Raw genomic sequence first — 19,102 nt, 5'->3', positions numbered from 1 at the left:
GGAGCCGGGCCTCGCGCCCGTCCGCCGCCGGCCCCCCGGCGCCGCAGCAGCGCCGCCACCGCATCCACCGCCGCTGCCGCCAGGCCGGCACCTGCCCCGAAGCCGTCCGGCGTGCTCGTCGCCCCCGTGACCGGCGCCCCGGGCGATGGCCGCAGGTCCCTGACGACGGCCCTCAAGAAGCGGCTCTACAAGGACGGCATCAAGCTCGCCAACGGGACATCCACCAACGTCTATACGGTGAAGGGCATCGTGAAATTGAGCAGCGCCAGCGGGGGCAAGGAGTCCATCCGCATCGACTGGCAGGTGCTCGATCAGCGGCAAACGCCTGGGCACAGTGTCGCAGCAGAACACCATTCCGAAAGGCTCTCTGAACGGCCCGTGGGGCGCCATTGCCGACGCCGCGGCCGGCGCCGCGGCCGACGGCATCGTCAAGCTCCTACCGAAATCGAGTTGACCTCATCCACAGGGCGCGCGTGGCGAGTTTACAGAAGTGCCACACGCTTGTTAAAAGCCGCCGTGGCGCGGAGGCCGAGCAGCCCGCCTCGCGGGGACTGACGTGCTCGAGGAGCGCTCGCTATGAAATTGGTTGCAGGCAACAGCAACCGCCCTCTCGCCGAGGCGATCGCCGCTTATCTCGACATTCCTTTGGCCCGCTGCATCGTCCGGCGCTTTGCCGACATGGAGATTTTCGTCGAGGTGCAGGAGAACGTCCGCGGCGAGGACGTGTTCATCCTTCAATCGACCTCGGCGCCGGCCAACGACCACTTGATGGAGTTGCTCATTCTGGTCGACGCCCTGAAGCGGGCGTCGGCACGGCGCATCACCGCGGTCGTGCCGTATTTCGGCTATGCCCGCCAGGACCGCAAACCCGGTCCGCGCACGCCGATCTCGGCTAAGCTGGTCGCCAACATGATCGTCCGCGCCGGCGCGACCCGCGTACTGACGCTAGACCTGCATGCCGGCCAGATTCAGGGCTTCTTCGATATTCCCACCGACAATCTGTTCGCCGCGCCGGTCATGGTGCAGGACATCAAGGACGTCTTCCCCAACGACAACCTCATGGTGGTCTCGCCGGACGTCGGCGGCGTGGTCCGCGCGCGCGGCCTGGCCAAGCGCATCGACGCGCCGCTCGCCATAGTCGACAAGCGGCGCGAGCGTCCCGGCGAGTCGGAGGTGATGAACGTGATCGGCGACGTCGCCGGGCACACCTGCATCCTCGTCGACGACATCATCGATTCAGGCGGCACGCTGGTGAATGCGGCTGAGGCCCTGCTCGAGCAAGGCGCCAATGTGGTCACCGGCTACATCACCCATGGTGTGCTGTCGGGCGGCGCTGTCGCGCGCATCATGGCATCGCGGCTGAAGGAGCTGGTTATCACCGACTCGATCCAGCCGAGCGACTCGGTGGTCAAGGCGCACAATATCCGGGTGCTGCCCATCGCCCCGCTGCTCGGCGAGGCCATTGCCCGCACCGCCGAGGAGAAGTCGGTGTCGAGCCTGTTCTACTAGGCCGCCCTCACCGCGCCAGCATCCACGCGCCCAAGCCGATCAAGACCACGCCGCCCGCGAGCCGACTCAGGACCGCGTAGCGCGTGTTGATGATCTTTTGCACGGCGAACGCCGCCAGTCCGAAAATGATCAAGTCGTCGAGCATGAAGAAGACGACATAGAGCGCGATGTAGCCGTAGTAGCCCGCCACCGAGAGATCGCTCAACGCCAGCACATGGGTATAGATGGCGGGCAGCGCCGCCGAGCAGATGAACTCCACCGCGTTGACGGCAAAGGCCAGCCCCGTCACGAGAGCGAGACTGGCGAGACCGACCGGCGCCGCGACCACGTCGCGGATGCGGGCCATGGTGCGCTGGCGCTGCTCCACATCGCCGACCTCGCATTCGATCACGCCGCGGCTCCACACGATCTCATAGAGATGGCTGATGCCGAAGCCGATGGCCGCCAAGGCGACGAGTTGGGTCAGCGGCCGCACATAGCCGACGACCAGGAACATGTTGAGCCACGCCGTCATCAACAGGAAATAGAGGATGCCGGACGTGATCACGAAGGTGCCGACCAGCCACCAGATCTTGGCGCGGTCCTTGAGTCCGGCAATGAGCGAGATCAGGTAGATCAGGACCCACATGGCGCACGGATTGAAGCCGTCGGCGAGGCCCATCACCGCCGTGAGCGCGAACAATGAATAATGCGCGGGGTCGATCTCGCCGAAAACCGGCAGGTCGATGGGTCGCGGCTCACCGGGCACCGCATCCGTGGCACCCCCGACAAGCGCCCGGAGCGCGGGCCCCGTCGCCGCCGGCGTATCGAAACCGATCATGTGGCGATTCCCGGCGACGAAGAGCGGCACCCCCAATGCGCTCTCCGGAATGCCCAGCTGATCCGCGACCATGCGAAACAAATGCTCGTTCGCCGGCGTGGCGACGTTGTGCAACTCAAAGGCGATATCCGGCGAGGCTCGCAGAAACCGCAGCGCCGCGTGGCAATGGGGGCAGTCCGGGTGAACGAACACGTGAAGGCGTCCGTCGTCCTGCCAGGCCAACGGATCTTCGGGCTCCGGCGCCACATGGGGCGTGATTTGGAGAAGCGCAAAGACGGCGATCAGCACCACCGCAAGCACGGCCCGCACGCGGCCTGGGGTCGCCGCGGCGAGACCGCCGCGCTTTGCCTGCACGTTGTCGTTCGTCATTCAACCTTTCGCCGCAAGCTGTCCGGAGGCCAACCCTACCTTGGCGCCCGCCGATCTGCCTATGACCTCGCTCAAGGGCGGGCCGGCCTTGTTTTCTACAATCGCCGCCACCAATTCGCGAATGACGCGTTTACACCTTATTCCCCGAATTCCGGCTATGACGCTTTCATAGAGCCCCGAGGAGGAGACCCCAATGCACGTCAATTTAGCGAATGCCGAGAAAGCCATCGAAGCCGCGCGCAAGAAGGCGGTCCAGATGAAGACCCAGATGTGCATCGCCGTGGTCGATTCCGGCGCCAATCTCAAAGCGTTCATCCGCATGGACGACGCCTGGGTTGGCTCCATCGACATCGCCATCAAGAAGGCGCGGACCGCCTGTTTCTTCGGCATGGCCACCGGCGACCTCGGCCAGCTGTCGCAGCCGGCCAAACCGCTTTACGGCATCGAGCATTCCAATGACGGCCTGATCACGTTTCCAGGCGGCCTCCCCATCGTCGATGAGGATGGCGTGCTCGTCGGCGCCATCGGCGTCAGCGGCAGCTCGGTTGAGAACGATCATGCCGTCGCAGCTGCGGGCGTTGCGGTGTTGGGCGTCAGCGAGTTGCCGGAGCATCCCTGGCGGACTTAAAGCTCAACGCAGCACGAGACCACTCGGCAGGGCGTTGCGTCGGCGGTTCCCGTCAGCGTCATCGCCTCGTCGAGTTCTTGCGCAATCAGCTCGAGCGCGGCGGCCACACCCCTTTGCCCGCCCGCTGCCAGCCCATAGACGAACGCGCGTCCGATCAGGCAGCCATGGGCGCCGAGGCCGAGCGCCTTCAGCACGTCAAAGCCAGACCGCACGCCGCTGTCGAGGATCAACTCGACATCATCGCCGACCGCCTCGCGAATGCCGGGCAGCATGCTCGCGGTACTGCTGGCGCCGTCAAGCTGCCGTCCACCGTGATTGGAGATGACAATGGCGTCCGCTCCGAGCTTGGCCGCGAGCTTCGCGTCCTCGGCATCGAGAATGCCTTTGACCACGAGCTTGCGCGGCCAGGTGTGCCGGATCCATTCGAGATCGGCCGCGGTCACCGCACCCTTGAACCGCGGCTCCGCCCAAGCCGACACTGTGGCGAGATCCGAGCCGTCCGGCGAATAGGGCGCCAGATTGCCGAGCGTTGGCTTCTTGAGCAGCCAGTTGAGCAGCCAGCGCGGCTTTTGCAGGATGCGAACGATATGTTGCGGACGCAATCGGAGCGGTATGGTCAGGCCGTTGTCGAGATCGCGATTGCGCCGGCCCTGCACGGCCGTGTCCACGTTGAGGACGAGCGCCGGGCAATGAGCTTGATCGGCTCTCTGCAGAAGCGCCGCGTTGATCGCGCGGTCCTTGAACATATAGAGCTGGAACATGAAGGGCGCGCCGACCTCGGCCGCGACCTCCTCGATCGAGCAACTCGACAAGGTGCTGAGACAGTAAGGCACGCCGAACGAGGCGGCGGCTCGCGCGGCATGGATTTCGGCGCGCGGATGGAACACGCCGCCCATGCCGATCGGCGCCAGCGCCACGGGCATCGACGCACGCTGTCCGAACAAGGTCGTGCGCAAGTTGCGCGAGGCCACATGATCGAACACCCGCTGATTAAGACGCAACGCTTCGAAATCGGCGAGATTGCGCTTGAGCGTCACCTCGTCGTTCGAGCCGCCTTCCAGAAAATCGAAGACCGCGCTCGGCAGCCGCCGTTTGGCGGCAGCTTTGAGATGACCGGGATGCACCGCCATCGCTGGCGGCCTGACCATGGCGCCGCCGCGCAGCGCCGGCGTTTCGATCGGCGCAATAGGTTCCGCCGCGATATCAGCAAGATGACTGTCGAAGCGTTGGTTCATGCCCGCGCTCTACTCCGTACTGGCGCAGTGCACAAATCCACCGGTGAATTTGACGCGCCCCCGACCGAAGCCGTTACTATCGCCTCCGGCGCGGCTAAAACCAAGCCTGCCCGGCAATTAAGCCCGCATCATGATTAAGTCGCTTCCATGACATTCGACTCCCGTCGTCCCGCCGCCTCATCGTCCATCGTTATCGCCGGGGCCGGCAGCGTCGGCTGCCATGTCGGGGCGCACCTCGCGGCGGCCGGACGCGGTGTCACGCTTCTCTTGCGCGAACCGCTCGCAAAGGCGATCGCCCGGCACGGCTTGCGCATGTCCGACCTCGACGGCCGCGACGAGGTCTTGCCGCCCGACGCGCTCAAGCTCGCATTGGACCCGGCCACCGCTTTCCGATCCGCCGATGTCGTGCTGGTCACCGTGAAGTCGCGCGACACCGCAGCCATGGCGCAATCGATCGCCGCGCACGCGCCGGCCGGTGCGATCGTGGTCAGCCTACAAAATGGCGTCGAGAACGCGGAAATCCTGCGTCAAGGTCTCGGCCGCGACTACAGGGTTGTCGATGCCATGGTGCCGTTCAACGTGGTGCAGACCAAGAAGGACGGGGATGCGCCTCACGTTCATCGGGCGACCAGCGGCACCATACAAATCGAAGGAGGCGTGGCGGGTTTGCGCGACCTGCTCAATGTCCTCGGCGCGCCCGTTGCCGAGCACGATGATATTGACGCAGCCCTATGGGGCAAGCTCCTGGTCAATCTCAACAACGCGCTCAATGCCTTGTCAGACCTGCCGCTGATCGAGCAGCTTGGCGACCGGCGCTGGCGCCTCCTGATCTCGCGGCAGATGCTCGAAGGCCTGGCCGTCCTCGCCGCCGCCGGCATCCGCCCCGCCCCCGTGGAGGGACTGCCGCCGCGGCTGATCGCCTTTGCCCTCAGCCTCCCCGATATCCTGTTCCGGCTGGCCGCCCGCGGCATGATGGCCATCGACAAGACCGCCCGCTCGTCCATGTGGGAGGATTTGCGGGCCGGCCGGCCCACCGAAATCGACTATATTCAAGGGGAGATCGTCAGGCTGGCGGAGAAGCACGGGATCGCCGCGCCCCTCAACCGCCAGGTCATGCAGCTCATCAAAAAGGCGGAAATTGCCGGCCAAGGCTCCCCCGCCCTGCCCCCGGAAAGGTCGCCGGGCCGCTATAAGGCCGCAACGTGGGCCCCATAGGCGATTGTCATTCCGCCGGCCTTTAGGCTATAAGCCTCTCGAATTGTGTCGCGGCGTGGTCTCAGACGCCGCGCCCGACCTTGTGGGGCCGGTTTCCGGCCCCCTCATTATTTCAGACGTTGGAGGTTTACATGGCCGAGGCCATCGAACTCAAGGCATGGGCCAGGCAGAGCACCGGCAAGGGCGGCGCGCGCCAGGTCCGCCGCGACGGGCGTCTGCCCGGCATCGTGTATGGCGCCGACGAGGCGCCCCAGACCATTGCGCTGGAGTCTAAGGCGATCTCCAAGCAGATCCAGACCGGCCACTTCCAGAGCACCGTGTTCATGCTTGACTTGGACGGCACCAAGACCCGCGTGATCCCGCGCGATGTCCAGCTCGACCCGGTACGCGACTTCCCCATCCATGTGGATTTCATGCGCCTCAGCAGGATGGCGCTGGTGAGCGTGGACGTGCCGGTGCATTTCCTCAACGAACTCATCTCGCCCGGCCTGAAGCGCGGCGGCGTCCTCAACGTGGTGCGCCACGATATTCCCGTGCGCTGCCCCGCCGACAAGATCCCCAATGCCTTCGAGATCGACCTGAAAGGCCTTGAGATCGGCGACAGCATCCATATCTCGTCGATCCCAATGCCTGACGGCGTACGCCCGCCATTACCGGACCGCGACTTCACCATCGCCACCATCGTCGGCCGCACGGCCGAAGAGGCCACCGGCGAGGAAGAGGGCGAGGCGGAAGCAGCCGAGGCCGGCGCAGCGAAGCCTGCAGCCAAGGCCGAGGGCGCCTCCGCAGACAAGGAGAAGCCCAAAGAGGAGAAGAAGAAGTAATCTGCTTCTTCTGGGCCTACCAGCCCGTTACTTCTTTAGGCCGCCGATCGGGATGACGCGATGAAGCTCTTTGTCGGCCTCGGCAATCCGGGGGCGGAATACGCGTTCAACCGTCACAATGTCGGCTTCATGGCGGTGGATGCCATCGCCGCCGCTCACAACTTCTCCCCCTGGCGCAAGCGCTTCTCGGGCCTCGTCGCCGAAGGCCGGCTGGGGCGCGAGCAGGTGCTGCTCCTGAAACCTCAGACCTATATGAACGAGTCAGGCCGCGCCGCGGGTGAAGCGGTGCGCTTCTACAAGCTTGATGAGGGCGACGTGGCCGTGTTCCACGACGAGCTCGACCTGGCGCCCGGCAAGCTGAGGGTGAAGATCGGGGGCGGGGTCGCCGGCCATAACGGGTTGAAGTCCCTCACCGCCCATCTCGGCAACGACTATGCCCGTGTGCGCATCGGCATCGGCCATCCCGGCCAACGCGAGCGGGTCGTCGGCTATGTGATGCACGATTTCACCAAGGCGGATCAGGAGTGGCTCGATCCCTTGCTCGAGGCCCTCGCCGACGCGGCCCCCTATCTCGCCGATGGGGCCAACGACAAATTTCAATCTCAGATCGCCCACCGCACGCTCGGCGGCGAGCCCGAGGCGAAAACGACCAAAGCTCCGCCCAGGAGCAAAAAGCCTGCGCCGCCGAAAGAGGCTCCCACAGAGAAAGACGAGAAGCCGGCAGAGGGCGGCGCGCTCGCCGCCAAGCTCCGCCGCTGGCTCAACTCATAGGAAGAACAACAAGCATGGGATTCAAATGCGGCATCGTCGGGCTGCCGAATGTCGGCAAGTCCACCCTGTTCAATGCCCTGACGGAAAGCGCCGCGGCGCAGGCCGCCAACTATCCGTTCTGCACCATCGAGCCCAATGTCGGCGACGTCCCGGTGCCGGACCCGCGCCTCGTTAAGCTGGCCGGCATCGCCAAGTCGGCGCAGACAATTCCCACGCGCCTCACCTTCGTCGACATCGCCGGTTTGGTGCGCGGCGCCTCCAAGGGCGAGGGCCTCGGCAATCAGTTCCTCGCCCATATCCGCGAGGTCGATGCGATCGCCTATGTGCTCCGCTGTTTCGAGGATCCAGACGTGATCCACGTCGAAGGTAAAGTCGATCCGCTAGCCGACGCCGATACCATCGAGACCGAGCTTATGCTGGCCGATCTCGAAAGCCTCGAACGCCGCGTGCCGACGCTTGAGAAGAAGATCCGCGGCCAGGACAAGGAAGCGAAGCAGACGCTGGCGCTGCTGGAACGCATGCTGCCGCTGCTGCGCGACGGCAAGCCCGCCCGTCTCGCCGAGATTTCCGACGAGGAGCGGCCCCTGTTCCGCACGCTCGGGCTGCTCACCTCGAAGCCGGTCCTGTATGTGTGCAACGTCGACGAAGCATCCGCCGCCACCGGCAACGACTATTCACGCGCCGTGGAGGAATACGCCGCGAAGCAAGGCGCCGGCTGCGTGGTGATCTCGGCCAAGATCGAGTCCGAACTCGCCGAACTCGATGCCGAGGAGCGCAAGTCCTACCTCGCCGAGCTCGGCCTCTCAGAGCCGGGACTGAACCGGCTGATCTACGAGGGCTATAAGCTGTTGGAGCTGATCACCTATTTCACTGTCGGCCCGAAAGAGGCTCGGGCCTGGACGGTGTCGCAAGGCACCCGCGCACCCCAGGCCGCCGGCGTCATCCACACCGATTTCGAGAAGGGCTTCATCCGCGCCGAGACCATCGCCTACGACGACTATGTGGGGCTCGGCGGCGAGTCGGGCGCGCGCGACGCAGGCAAGCTCCGCCTCGAGGGCAAGGACTATCTGGTGAAGGACGGCGACGTCCTCCATTTCCGCTTCGCGACCTAGCGCTAGGACGCGTCCTCGCCGATGGGCGGCGGGCGGCGCTTCTTGGCGCGTGGTTTGCGCGGCGTTGACGGAGTCTTTGCCGCCGCCGGGGCCGCGATCGCTGGCTTTGCTCCAGACGTCTTCCAGCCGGCCGGCATCCCTGCCGGCGGCGTCACGCCCATCGACACATAGACATTCATCAGATGCTCCACGCCGCCTTCCGCCGGCTTGATCCAATCGGACGGCACGTAGATCAGCGCGCCACCGAACGGCACCGGCGCCGATGGCACGAGCACGGCGAGATAGCTGTGCTCGCCGATCTCCACCGGTTCGTGCGACGGCATGAGTCCGAGGACCGCGGCACTTCCCTCCCCACCGAAGAAACACCACACCGGCTGCATGGACTTGAAGCTGTCCTCGTCGCCGCCGCGGTCGACGATGGCGACGAAGCGTTTTGACAGATCGTAGACATTGGAGATAAGCGGGATGCGCGACATCAGCCAATCGAAGCTGTTGGAGATCCACGTGCGCAAGCCCGACTCCACGGCCAGACCGAGCACGAAGATGCAGCCGAGGATGATGGCCAGGCCGAGAAAATAGGCGATCGTCGACGAGCCCGAGATATTGAGGCCGAGCGAGGTGATGAGGTCGCCGATAATGCTGCCGGGGCCGGCATAGCCTGCCACCAGCGAACCGACCCAGGCGGTCACGATCACCGTGACCATGATGGGCAGGAGCGCCAGAACCCCCGACAAGAAAATGCGGATAATGCGGCCCAAGCTGCCCTCCTTGCCTCGTGCGCGCGAAGGCTAGCCCATCGTCACCGTGTTTGCATCAAACACGAAAATGGCCGGGAAACCCCGGCCATCAAACCGTCGCGCTAAAGCTCGGTGAGGGTTAGCTCGCGCGCTTCAGCGCATCGGCCGCCGCCACCTGGCGCAGGAAGTTCTCCACCGTGTGGCGGAGCTGCTCAGCCTGGCGCGACAGATCGCGGGAGACCCCGAGCATCTGCGTGGCCGACTGGCTCGTCTCCTCCACCGCCTTGGTCACGCCCGGCATGTGCGCCACCACGTCCTCGGTGCCGCGCGCGGCCTGGCGCACGCTATGCGAAATCTCCGATGTCGCCGCCGATTGCTGTTGCACTGCGCCGGCGATCTCCTGGGTGTTGGTGTTCACTTCTCCCATGGTGGTGACGATGGATTGCATGGCCTCCACCGCCCCGTTGGTCGAGGCCTGGATGGCGGCAATCTGCTGCTTGATGTCGTCGGTGGCCTTGGCAGTCTGGTCGGCAAGCGTCTTCACCTCGCTCGCCACCACGGCAAAGCCGCGGCCGGCCTCGCCCGCGCGCGCCGCTCGATGGTGGCGTTCAGCGCCAACAGATTGGTCTGCGCGGCGACGTCCTGGATCAGGCTTACCACGTCGCCGATGCGTTGCGTCGCCGTCGCCAGCCCTTCGACTTTCAAGTTCGCGGTGCGGGCGTTCTCGGTGACGTGATTGACGATGCGGCTGGCGGTCGACACACGCGTGCCGATATCGCCCACGGAGACGGCCAACTCCTCGGCCGTGGCGGCCACGGTCTGCACGTTTGCCGAGGCTTCGTCCGAGGCCGATGCCACGGCGGTGACCCGCTCGTTGGTGTCGGTCGCCACATTCGACAGGGCCCGCGCCGTCTCGTCCATGGTCCGCGCGCTGTCGGCGAAGGCGCCGAGAATACCGGCGATGGATCCGCGGAACTGATGGATCAGCTCCTCGGTCCGCTGTTGGGAGGCAAGCCGTCCCTGAATCTGGCTGTCCTGCTCGCTCTTATGGCTCTCGCTCCAGCGGATGGCATCGGACTGGAAGGCTTCAGCGCCTTGGCGATGCCGCCCGATCTCGTCGGCGCGGTTAGCGTGGGGGACGACCCCGTCCATGTCCCATTTGATGAAGCGGAGGATGACGTTGTTGAGGTCGCTGAGTGACTTGCCGAGCGCGCCGCCCGAGAAATATCCGATGCCGGCGCGAGCCCGCCCGCCGACGATCAACGCCAGCAAGGCCGCAGCCCCGGGGCTCGGGATCAGAATCTGGAGCAGGATGGAGATAACGACGGCCATGAGCGCCGTGGCGGCGAAGGCGAGCGTGATTTTCAGGCGGAGAAGCATTTGAAATCTCTCGGTATCTAGAGCGCAGGACCGTCCCCGATGGCGCGGTGTGAGCCGCAGGCAAGTGATTCCCGCACACAAGCGTATGCGCGCATAGCCTCTCCGTTTGTGGTTAAAACTCCCTTAGGATCGCGCCTGTTTTGGGCACCCGCGCGGACTTTTGCGCGAAACGGCGCTAGCGGAGCGCGGCGGCGATGTTGCCGCCGTCCACGGTCTCCACATGACCAGTGGTCTTGCGGGCCTTGGCGAGCGCCAGGAACGCCTGGCCCACGTCGTCCGCCGTGACCTCGGCCTGGAGCAGGTTACCACTCATGTAATCGGCCTCCGACACGCCCCGCGCCTTGGACCGCGCCGCGATCATCTCGTCGGTGAGAAGCCCGCTGCGGATGCGGTCGGCATTCACCCCGTTGGAACGGATGCCGTCGGCGCCATAATCGAGGGCGTATTGGCGCATCAGCAGCATGGTCGCCGCCTTGGGCAGTCCGTAGGGGCCGAAATTCTGGCCCGGGTTCACGGCCTGCTTGGAGATGTTGAACAGGAGCACGCCGCCCGTGCCCTGCTTGAGCATGATGCGGACGGCGGCTTGCGCCACCGTCTGATGGGCGAAGAAATTGAGCTCGAAGCTCTTGCGCAAGGTCTCGTCGGAGACCTCGCCAATCCGCCCCTGCCACGCCGCGCCCGCGTTCGACACGAGAATGTCGACGCCGCCGAAGCGCTCGCACACCGCCGCGAAGGCCCGGGCCACGTCGTCCGGCTTGGTGACGTCGCATTGCAGGCCGAGGCCTTTCACGGTGGCGGCTGCAACCTTCGCCGCCTCGCCATCGATATCGAGCAGCGCGACAGCCGCACCGTCGCCCGCGAGCGCCCGCGCCGTCGCCGCCCCGATGGCGCCGGCCCCGGTCACCACGGCTACCTGCCCGGTGAGCGGCTTCACCACCGCCCCCTTCAGCTTGGCCTGTTCCAGGCTCCAATATTCGAGCGCGAACAGATCGCTCTCGGGAAGCGGGTCGTAGCGGCCGATGGCCTCGGCTTCGGTGATCACCTTGACCGTGTTCTCGGCCAGATCGCCGGCAATGGCCGCATCCTTCGCCGTGCGCCCGAGGCCGAACAGGCCCACGCCCGGAACGAGAATCACGCGCGGCATGGCGTCGAGCTTCGTCTTGGTGTTGCCGACCGCCTCGTTCTCGCGGGCGAAATAGGCGTCATAGTCCGCGGCGAATGCCTCGACCGCCGTCTTCACATCGCTGACGAAGTCTTCGAGCCTGCCTGCTTCCGGCGCCGGCACCACCAAGGGCTTGTTCTTGGTGCGAATGATGTGGTCCGGCGTCACCACGCCGCGCTGGCTGTAGGAGGCGAGCTCGGCGCCGTTCACATAGTCGAGGATCTCAGGTCCCGTACGCAGCTCGGCGATGAAGCGGACGGGTTCCGCGCCCGCTGTCTTGACCGCGCAGGCCCCGCGCAGGATCGGCGCGATCTCCGCTGCCGTCTCGAGGCGCGCGGCGACCTCACCCTTCGTGAACACGACGGGGCGGCCCTGGCGCAAGCGGGCCTCGGCGAGCGACACCATCTCGATCATGCGCTCGTAAGCTTCGCGCGCCGTCTCCCCGAAGGTGAAGATGCCGTGCTTGTGCAGGATCAACCCCTCGACATCGGGCTTCTGCTCGAACACCTCGGCCGCCGCCTTGGCCAGGCCGAAGCCCGGCGCGATATAGGGCACGATCCCCATGCGGCCGTCATAGACCTCGCGCGCCAGCGCCTCGCCGTCGGGCTGATCCACCAAGCTCAGCACCGCCGCGGCATGGGTATGGTCGACGAATTTATGCGGCAGGAAGGCGTGCAGCAGCGTCTCCACCGACGGGTTCGGCGCCGAGGCGTCGAGCAGGTTGAGGCGCTGCACATTGACCATGGCCTCGTCACTCAAGGCCTCGAGCGCGCGAAGCTCCCGCAAGGGGCCGAGCTTCACCGCCGGCAGCCCCCAAGGCTCCATGTCGGCCATGTCGGCGCCGGAGCCCTTCACCGCGATGACCTCGTGCTCCTGGCCGAGATCGTCTGTGGCGGTCGTCTTCACCGAGGTGTTGCCACCCCCATGCAGCACGAGCAGCGGATCACCTCCGATGAGGCGCGTGGTGTAGACGCGAAGCGCGATGTCCTCGTTGACGCCTTCGGCGCCATAGGCCTCGACCTTGCTTCGAGCGGTCTCGTCGTTCCATTGGCTTTGCATGGCGCGGTTTGTTGCAAGTTTCGCCTGTCGCGGCAAGGACGGAGCGTGCCTTTCAAGGCTTCGCCGCCCGCGGCAAAAAATCCTCACTTTCGCCACGGTCGGATACGGATTCGCAACATATTTGTATGAATTTTAGAGAGTTAGGGGCTCACTTGGATGAGGGAGTGAAGTGGGTAGTTTCCGAAATGCGTATCGCCCGGAGCAGCATTATATGCGCGGTCCCGGACCCAAATGGCATGCGAAGCACACCGCGTCGCTAGTTGCCGCGGCGGGCTCCCAGCGCCCGATCACCGCGGACATGCGAGCGCCCGGCGTGTCGTTGCCCGTTGCGACCTGGATCGCACCGACCGCAGCGGCGGCTTTGCTGGGCTTCGTCGCCGTTATGGTCCTAGCCTAGCGGTCTGTTCTGGAACTCTGGCTTAGTTCAGCGGCCTCGAAGGACCCGCCGGAATCTCCCGGGCGTTAGGCAATCCTGAAGGCATTGGGCCCAATCTCAGCCACTTAGGGCTTCCCTTTCAGGGAACCGAACCCCATTTCTACGGTTAGCCCGAGGAAGAACTCACCCCAACGTAGCGAGGTAACGCCCATGCGCGGATTACTCATCACGGCCCTTACGGCCTGTCTCGCCGTCTTCGTCTTTTCGGCCCCCAAGCCGGCTTCCGCCCTGCCCGCTCAGGCTGCGGTCAACTACAGCCACACCAATGCCGACCTGGTCGAGGTCAAGAAGAAGTACAAGTACAACAAGAAATACAGATACGGCCGCTATTACCGGGGGCCCCGGTATGGCTACCGGCCCTACCGCTACTATCGCGGCCCCCGCTATGGCTACTACGGCTACCGGCCGTATTATGGCTACGGCTATGGCTATCGGCCCTACTGGCGCCGTGGCGGCGTCTCCATCTGGTGGTAGGCTGAATTTGCGAGAGGCGCGGGATTAGTCCTGCGCCTCTTTCGCAGCGCGGATGACCACAAGCCGGTCCGTGCCGGATTCGGCACCCCACATCTCCCCAGGCCGGCCCAGCATCTGGCGCACGGCAGCCCCTGCCCGGTCGCTTGGAAAGCTCTCGAACGTCTCGCTCTGCGGGTCGAACCGCAAAATGGCGTTGGCGCCGAAATCGCTGACCCACACCATGTCGCGATCATCAACATAGACGGCATAGGCATGCGGCTCGGTCCCCGGCAGCCTGAAGACCTTCCATATCTTGGCGATCGGGTCGTACAGGCTGAGATTGCCGGCATTCCACTCGCTCACCCATAGGCGGCCCATCGAATCCGACCACACCCGCCGCGTGCCCGCATCCTTCGTCGCGGGTTCGATCACCGTGGTCTCGCCGGTCTCCAGATCGGGCTTGCCGAGAAACGAGCCGGCAAGTGACACATAGTAGATCTCGCCCGCCGGGGTCGCGGCGATCCCGTAGGGGCCCATGCCTTTCGGCGCGTTCCACACGTCCATGTCGCCGGTGTTGGGATCGAGCCGGCCATAGATGCCTGTCTGCCCGGTGAACCAAAGGCGTCCCTCCGTATCGACGCCGCCGTATTGAGATTGGCGTTGGTCCCGGCCTTCGGCAGTGGGAAGGCCTTGACCTGCTCGGTGGACGAATTGACCCGGACAATGGCGTTCAAGCCACCGTCGGTAACCCAAGCATTGCCGTACGGCCCGACGATGACGCCATGCGGTCGTGAGCCATCGCCCAGCGGAATGCGGCTCACCTTGCCCGTCTTGGGATCGAGCCGTCCAAGCACGCCTTTGTGCTGGCCCGTGTACCAGACGGTGCCGTCCGCGCCGGCGCGACGTCGTGCGGGTGATCGCCCGGGGCGACGTCGTAATACTGCACGGAGTAACCGCTATCGGCCGCCGCCGCGCTGCCCGCGGTCAGAAGGAAGACAGGCAGGCACAATCCGGCGAGCGCGACGCGAATCTGCTTCATCCGGCCACCCTAGCGGCGCTCCGTGAATAGACAAAGGCTTCCAAGGATCAGCCGGCTCACAAGACCGTCATGCTCACAGGATGATCGCCGCAGCCAGGCCGGCAACGAGCATGACTGCCGTGGTCACGAGCAGCGGCTTGCCCAACGGCGCTCCGCCCACCACGAAGGCGATGGCGCATTTGACCAATGTGTTGGTGAGTGCGGCGATCACGATCGCCGTGACGGCGACTTGGACAGACCCGCTCTTGGCAAACTCGGCCATGGTCAGCGTGATGGCGTCGACGTCCGTCAGCCCGGCGATGGAAGCCACCGCATAGATCCCGTTCGCGGGGAAGCTTTCCTGAGCGATCTTGACCGCGACCAGCACCACGGCAAAAAACGCCGCGAACTTCGCCGCCGCGGTCAGGCTGAACGGGTTGGCGACCTTGAGGTCCCCCTTGGCGGCGGCGGGCCGGCTGGCCACGCCATCCCGGTAGTAGAGAAGCGCCGCAAAGCCGCCGATGACGGCGGCCATCACGCCGAATGGGATCAGCATGGAGGGCAGCAAGGCCCGGTTCAGCAGCGCCACGAGAACTAGCATACGCGCGAACATCACGGCCCAGGCGACGAGAATTCCGCAGGCGAAGGCCGACGTGTTCTGCGGATTGGCGCGGGCCTCGCGTGAAAAGGACAACGTCACCGCCGTCGAGGACACAAGCCCGCCCGCAAGCCCGGTGATGAGCGCGCCTTTTCCCGGACCAAGCCACCGCGTCAGTGCGTAGCCGACAAGCGAAAGGCTGGAGATCAGGATCACGAGCAGCCAGAGCGCGTACGGGTTGAGGGCGCCCCACGGATCGATGGGCCGGTTGGGCAGGAGCGGCAACGCGATGAAGGTCGCTATCAGGAGGCGCAAGCCCGCGAACACGTCGTCCCAACCGAGACGTTTCACGAATCTGTGCAGGGGCCGCTTATAGGCGAGCACCGCCGCCGTGATGACGCCGAGCCCAATGGCAATCTCGTGATTGCCGAGCATCACCATGGCGCCGAGCAGGAAGACGACGACCGCCGCGACCTCGGTGGTGAGCCCCTTCCCATCCTCGCTGGCGCGCGACGTCACGAAGTAGCCGACGACGACAAAGGCCCCGACGATCAGGAGCGCCGCCGCCAAGATCCACGGCACCGCCGCGCCGCGTGACAAATAGCCGGCGCAGGCGCCCAACAGCGCCAGCAGGATGAAGGTGCGCAAGCCCGCGATCTGGTCGGACTCTTGGTCCTCGCTCTTGCGCTTCTCACGCTCGACGCCGACAAGCGCGCCAAGCAGGATCGCCATAGCGAAGTCGAGCGCAACGGCGAGTAGCTCCTGATAGTCCATCGCCACCCTCCCCAACCGCCACCCGCCACATCCGTCGCGGAGACAGACCTATGCGGCCGCCGCTTTGCGCGCTCGGGGTAAAGTACGGCCAGCCCCTCGCGCGTGCCGGGCGTGATACCGCGCTCGGTAATGAAGCCGGTGATCAGGCGCGCCGGCGTGACGTCGAAGGCATAATTCGCCGCCGGGCTCCCTTCTGGCGTGATCGCCACGGTCGCGATCGAGCGTCGGGCAGCCGCCCTGTCATCTCGGTCACCTCGATGGCGTCGCGTTCCTCGATTGGGATAATGCTGCCGTCGTCGAGGCTCCAATCGATGGTCGAATGCGGCAACGCCACGAAGAATTGGACGCCGTTGTCCTTGGCGGCCAGCGCCTTCAAATAGGTGCCGATCTTATTGGCGACATCGCCGTTGGCGGTGGTGCGGTCGGTCCCGACAATGCACAGATCCACGAGCTTGCGTTGCATGAGGTGACCGCCGGTGTTGTCAGCGATGATGGTGTGGGGCACGCCGTGCGCCTTGAGCTCGAAGGCCGTGAGCGAGGCTCCTTGATTGCGCGGGCGTGTCTCGTCCACCCACACATGGACGGGGATGCCCTCGTCATGCGCCCGGTAGATCGGCGCCAGCGCCGTTCCCCAATCGACGGTGGCGAGCCAGCCGGCATTGCAGTGGGTGAGGATGTTGACCCGCTCGCCCTTCTTCTTTTCCGCGTGCGCGCGGATCAGCCCCACGCCGTGCTCGCCGATCTTCCGGCAGGTCTCCACGTCCTCGTCGCAGATCTCCGCGGCGCGGGCGAAAGCCGCCGCGGCACGGGCCTCATGCGGCTGGTTGCGGATGGCCTTCTGCATCTCGTCGAGCGCCCAGCGCAGATTGATGGCGGTCGGCCGCGTGGCGGCGAGAACCTCGCAGGCCCGGTCGACAGCCGCATCACTCGGATCGTCGCGGAGCCCCAGCGCCACCCCGTAAGCCGCCGTGGCGCCGATCAACGGCGCGCCGCGCACTTGCATGGACGAGATGGCGTGGGCCGCGTCCTCGAGCGTCTTGAGCGGAACGATCTCAAGCGCGAAGGGCAACTTGGTCTGGTCGATGATCTCGGCCGAGGCGCCGTCGGCTCCGAGCCAAATGGTGCGATAAGGCTTGCCGTCGATGTTCATGGGCCTGACTTAGCACACCCTGGCCGGCAAGAGGAGAGAGGCGACCATGCGTTCGTCCGCCTAGTCGCCCTCGAAGGAGATCAGCGTGTGGCACTCCACGCCAAGCTCGGCAAGACGCGCGCGGCCTCCGAGATCGGGCAGATCGATGACGAAGGCGGCGCCGATCACCTCGGCTTTCAGCTGGCGCAGGAGCTTGACCGCGGCTACCGCCGTGCCCCCGGTCGCGATGAGATCGTCCACCAGCAGGACAGGTTCGCCGATGCTGAGCGCGTCCTCGTGGACCTCGATGACATCGACGCCATATTCGAGCTCGTAGTCCTGACCGATGGCCTTGGCGGGCAGCTTGCCCTTCTTGCGGATGGGCACGAAGCCGCAATGCAGACGATCCGCCGCAGCGCCGCCGAGGATGAACCCGCGCGCCTCGATACCGGCGACCGACTCGACCCGCTGATCGTGGAACGGCTTGACCAGTTCCTCGACGCAAGCCTTGAAACCCGACGCATGGCCGAGCAGCGTGGTGATGTCGCGGAACATGATGCCGGGTTTCGGATAGTCCGGTATGGTCCGCACGAGACCCTTGAGATCAATGTCCTTGGTCGAAGTCATCAGGGTCTCTCCGTTAGAGCTGGGGTGAGGGCGCAGGGTAAGCACCCGCGCCTCGGTGCCTATAATCGAACCGGACGCGGCTGGCTAGTCGAGAGGCCGGCGCGCATAGCAAGGGGGTAATGCCATGACCAACGGCGCGGAACCCATCACCATTCGCGACATCGACGTTCCGTTCTGGCGGATCGTCATGATCCTCATCAAATGGTCCATCGCGGCCATTCCGGCGGCCATCATCGTCGGCATTCTCTATGCTTGATCTTCGCCCTGCTCGGCGGGCTCGCCGTCGGCCTGATGGAGGTCCTGGGGATCGCCATCCCGGAAGTGCCGACACCACCCACGCCGTAACGGGCCTCAGCCGTTCAGCACCCGCCCGGCGACAGCATCGAGCTTCTTCAGGAGTTCCGGATCTCGCGCCTCCGGCGCGGTGATGATCGCCGTGTCCAGCGCCCGATCGGAGCCGATCGGGCACGGCTCGTGCTCGCGCGGGAAATCTTTCGCCAGCCGCGCCACGAGCTTGGCCGCCTTGTCGGCATTCGCCATCAGCACCCGGATGATGTCCTGCACGGTCACCGCGTCATGATCGGGATGCCAGCAGTCGTAATCGGTGACCATGGCGACCGTCGCGTAGCAGAGCTCCGCCTCGCGGGCGAGCTTAGCCTCGGGCAGATTGGTCATGCCGATGACCGAATATCCGAGATTCTTATAGGTGAGACTCTCGGCCAAGGTAGAGAATTGCGGCCCCTCCATGCACACATAGGTGCCGTCACGCACCGCCGAGATGCCCTCCGCGTCCGCGGCCTCCGCGATCCGCATGCGCAACCGCGGGCTCACGGGATGGGCCATGGACACATGGGCGACACAGCCCGTGCCGAAGAAGGAGCTGGCGCGGCCGAAGGTGCGATCGACGAATTGATCGACCAGCACGAAGGTGCCCGGCGGCAGCTCTTCCTTGAACGAGCCGCAAGCCGACAGCGAGATGAGGTCGGTGACGCCGGCCCGCTTCATGACGTCGATATTGGCGCGGTAGTTGATATCGGACGGCGACAGACGGTGGCCCTTGTCGTGGCGCGACATGAACACGATGGGCAGACCGTCGATATCGCCGATCCTGAGCGCGGCCGACGGCAGTCCCCACGGGCTCTCGATGCGCTCTTCGCGCACGTTCTGAAGCCCCGGCAGATCGTAGAGCCCCGACCCGCCGATAATGCCGAGCACCGCCTTCGTCATGTCTCCCCCTTAAGCGGCG

19 protein-coding genes and 1 pseudogene are annotated in these 19,102 nt (G+C 65.3%); 8 read left to right on the top strand and 12 right to left on the bottom strand.

The features are described from left to right. The first annotated feature begins 576 nt into the window (after positions 1 to 576). Positions 577 to 1,509: a ribose-phosphate pyrophosphokinase gene (locus tag AUC69_RS02970; RefSeq protein WP_069440843.1), complete on the top strand. Its 933-nt coding sequence runs from the start codon at positions 577 to 579 to the stop codon at positions 1,507 to 1,509. Positions 1,510 to 1,516: 7 nt separating this feature from the next. Here AUC69_RS02970 and AUC69_RS02965 read toward each other — a convergent pair whose 3' ends face one another. Then, the gene (locus tag AUC69_RS02965) at positions 1,517 to 2,698 is read right to left on the bottom strand and encodes a thioredoxin domain-containing protein (RefSeq protein WP_069440842.1); all 1,182 of its coding nucleotides are present in this window, start codon (positions 2,696 to 2,698) and stop codon (positions 1,517 to 1,519) included. Between the two features lie 193 nt (positions 2,699 to 2,891). Here AUC69_RS02965 and AUC69_RS02960 point away from each other — a divergent pair, with 193 nt between their 5' ends. Continuing rightward, on the top strand, positions 2,892 to 3,326 hold the full coding sequence (locus AUC69_RS02960) for a GlcG/HbpS family heme-binding protein (protein WP_069440841.1): 435 nt from the start codon (positions 2,892 to 2,894) through the stop codon (positions 3,324 to 3,326). Here AUC69_RS02960 and AUC69_RS02955 read toward each other — a convergent pair. Next, positions 3,323 to 4,561, bottom strand: a complete 1,239-nt coding sequence (locus AUC69_RS02955) for an alpha-hydroxy acid oxidase (RefSeq protein ID WP_244500058.1) — start codon at positions 4,559 to 4,561, stop codon at positions 3,323 to 3,325. The genes AUC69_RS02960 and AUC69_RS02955 overlap by 4 nt on opposite strands. Positions 4,562 to 4,708: 147 nt before the next feature. On the opposite strand from AUC69_RS02955, the gene AUC69_RS02950 reads away from it, so the two are divergent. The 4 genes from AUC69_RS02950 to ychF all read left to right on the top strand — a co-directional run bounded on the left by AUC69_RS02950 (position 4,709) and on the right by ychF (position 8,483). Then, on the top strand, positions 4,709 to 5,776 hold the full coding sequence (locus AUC69_RS02950; protein WP_069440840.1) for a 2-dehydropantoate 2-reductase: 1,068 nt from the start codon (positions 4,709 to 4,711) through the stop codon (positions 5,774 to 5,776). 131 nt (positions 5,777 to 5,907) lie between these two features. After that, entirely contained in the window at positions 5,908 to 6,600 is a 693-nt protein-coding gene (locus AUC69_RS02945) for a 50S ribosomal protein L25/general stress protein Ctc (RefSeq protein ID WP_069440839.1), read from the top strand. A gap of 60 nt (positions 6,601 to 6,660) precedes the next feature. After that, entirely contained in the window at positions 6,661 to 7,371 is a 711-nt protein-coding gene (gene pth / locus AUC69_RS02940; protein ID WP_069440838.1) for an aminoacyl-tRNA hydrolase, read from the top strand. Between the two features lie 14 nt (positions 7,372 to 7,385). Continuing rightward, positions 7,386 to 8,483: a redox-regulated ATPase YchF gene (ychF, locus tag AUC69_RS02935; RefSeq protein WP_069440837.1), complete on the top strand. Its 1,098-nt coding sequence runs from the start codon at positions 7,386 to 7,388 to the stop codon at positions 8,481 to 8,483. A gap of 2 nt (positions 8,484 to 8,485) precedes the next feature. Here the strand turns inward: ychF and AUC69_RS02930 are convergent, their stop codons facing one another. The 4 genes from AUC69_RS02930 to AUC69_RS02915 form a co-directional block, all read right to left on the bottom strand. Then, positions 8,486 to 9,241, bottom strand: a complete 756-nt coding sequence (locus AUC69_RS02930; RefSeq protein ID WP_069440836.1) for a DUF502 domain-containing protein — start codon at positions 9,239 to 9,241, stop codon at positions 8,486 to 8,488. Positions 9,242 to 9,359: 118 nt separating this feature from the next. Next, complete coding sequence (locus tag AUC69_RS16845; RefSeq protein ID WP_069440835.1) at positions 9,360 to 9,779, bottom strand: methyl-accepting chemotaxis protein; 420 nt, start codon at positions 9,777 to 9,779, stop codon at positions 9,360 to 9,362. Next, entirely contained in the window at positions 9,761 to 10,600 is an 840-nt protein-coding gene (locus AUC69_RS16840) for a methyl-accepting chemotaxis domain-containing protein (protein ID WP_069440834.1), read from the bottom strand. The genes AUC69_RS16845 and AUC69_RS16840 overlap by 19 nt, the downstream gene beginning before the upstream one ends. A gap of 175 nt (positions 10,601 to 10,775) precedes the next feature. Beyond that, the gene (locus AUC69_RS02915; RefSeq protein ID WP_069440833.1) at positions 10,776 to 12,821 is read right to left on the bottom strand and encodes a bifunctional aldolase/short-chain dehydrogenase; all 2,046 of its coding nucleotides are present in this window, start codon (positions 12,819 to 12,821) and stop codon (positions 10,776 to 10,778) included. 586 nt (positions 12,822 to 13,407) lie between these two features. Here AUC69_RS02915 and AUC69_RS02905 point away from each other — a divergent pair. After that, positions 13,408 to 13,731 carry a hypothetical protein gene (locus AUC69_RS02905; protein ID WP_069440831.1) on the top strand — a complete coding sequence of 108 codons (324 nt, stop codon included), beginning with the start codon at positions 13,408 to 13,410 and terminating at the stop codon, positions 13,729 to 13,731. A gap of 24 nt (positions 13,732 to 13,755) precedes the next feature. On the opposite strand, the gene AUC69_RS02900 is transcribed toward AUC69_RS02905, so the two are convergent. The 5 genes and pseudogenes from AUC69_RS02900 to AUC69_RS02885 form a co-directional block, all read right to left on the bottom strand. Beyond that, complete coding sequence (locus tag AUC69_RS02900) at positions 13,756 to 14,463, bottom strand: Vgb family protein (RefSeq protein ID WP_204377249.1); 708 nt, start codon at positions 14,461 to 14,463, stop codon at positions 13,756 to 13,758. 64 nt (positions 14,464 to 14,527) lie between these two features. Then, entirely contained in the window at positions 14,528 to 14,749 is a 222-nt protein-coding gene (locus AUC69_RS17830) for a hypothetical protein (RefSeq protein ID WP_204377248.1), read from the bottom strand. A gap of 73 nt (positions 14,750 to 14,822) precedes the next feature. Further along, positions 14,823 to 16,100, bottom strand: a complete 1,278-nt coding sequence (locus AUC69_RS02895) for an MgtC/SapB family protein (protein WP_069440830.1) — start codon at positions 16,098 to 16,100, stop codon at positions 14,823 to 14,825. Between the two features lie 62 nt (positions 16,101 to 16,162). Continuing rightward, a pseudogene (gene mtnA / locus AUC69_RS02890) lies at positions 16,163 to 17,250 on the bottom strand (S-methyl-5-thioribose-1-phosphate isomerase); the annotation flags it as partial. Between the two features lie 60 nt (positions 17,251 to 17,310). Next, complete coding sequence (locus AUC69_RS02885; RefSeq protein ID WP_069440828.1) at positions 17,311 to 17,856, bottom strand: adenine phosphoribosyltransferase; 546 nt, start codon at positions 17,854 to 17,856, stop codon at positions 17,311 to 17,313. A gap of 124 nt (positions 17,857 to 17,980) precedes the next feature. Here AUC69_RS02885 and AUC69_RS18910 point away from each other — a divergent pair, with 124 nt between their 5' ends. Then, positions 17,981 to 18,112 carry a hypothetical protein gene (locus tag AUC69_RS18910; protein WP_280136609.1) on the top strand — a complete coding sequence of 44 codons (132 nt, stop codon included), beginning with the start codon at positions 17,981 to 17,983 and terminating at the stop codon, positions 18,110 to 18,112. 95 nt (positions 18,113 to 18,207) lie between these two features. On the opposite strand, the gene AUC69_RS02880 is transcribed toward AUC69_RS18910, so the two are convergent. Next, positions 18,208 to 19,083, bottom strand: a complete 876-nt coding sequence (locus AUC69_RS02880) for an S-methyl-5'-thioadenosine phosphorylase (protein WP_069440827.1) — start codon at positions 19,081 to 19,083, stop codon at positions 18,208 to 18,210. Between the last annotated feature and the right edge of the window lie 19 nt (positions 19,084 to 19,102).

Source organism: Methyloceanibacter superfactus (genome assembly GCF_001723305.1).
Classification (GTDB): Bacteria; Pseudomonadota; Alphaproteobacteria; order Rhizobiales; family Methyloligellaceae; genus Methyloceanibacter; species Methyloceanibacter superfactus.
This window is presented reverse-complemented; position numbering and strand designations above follow the sequence as displayed.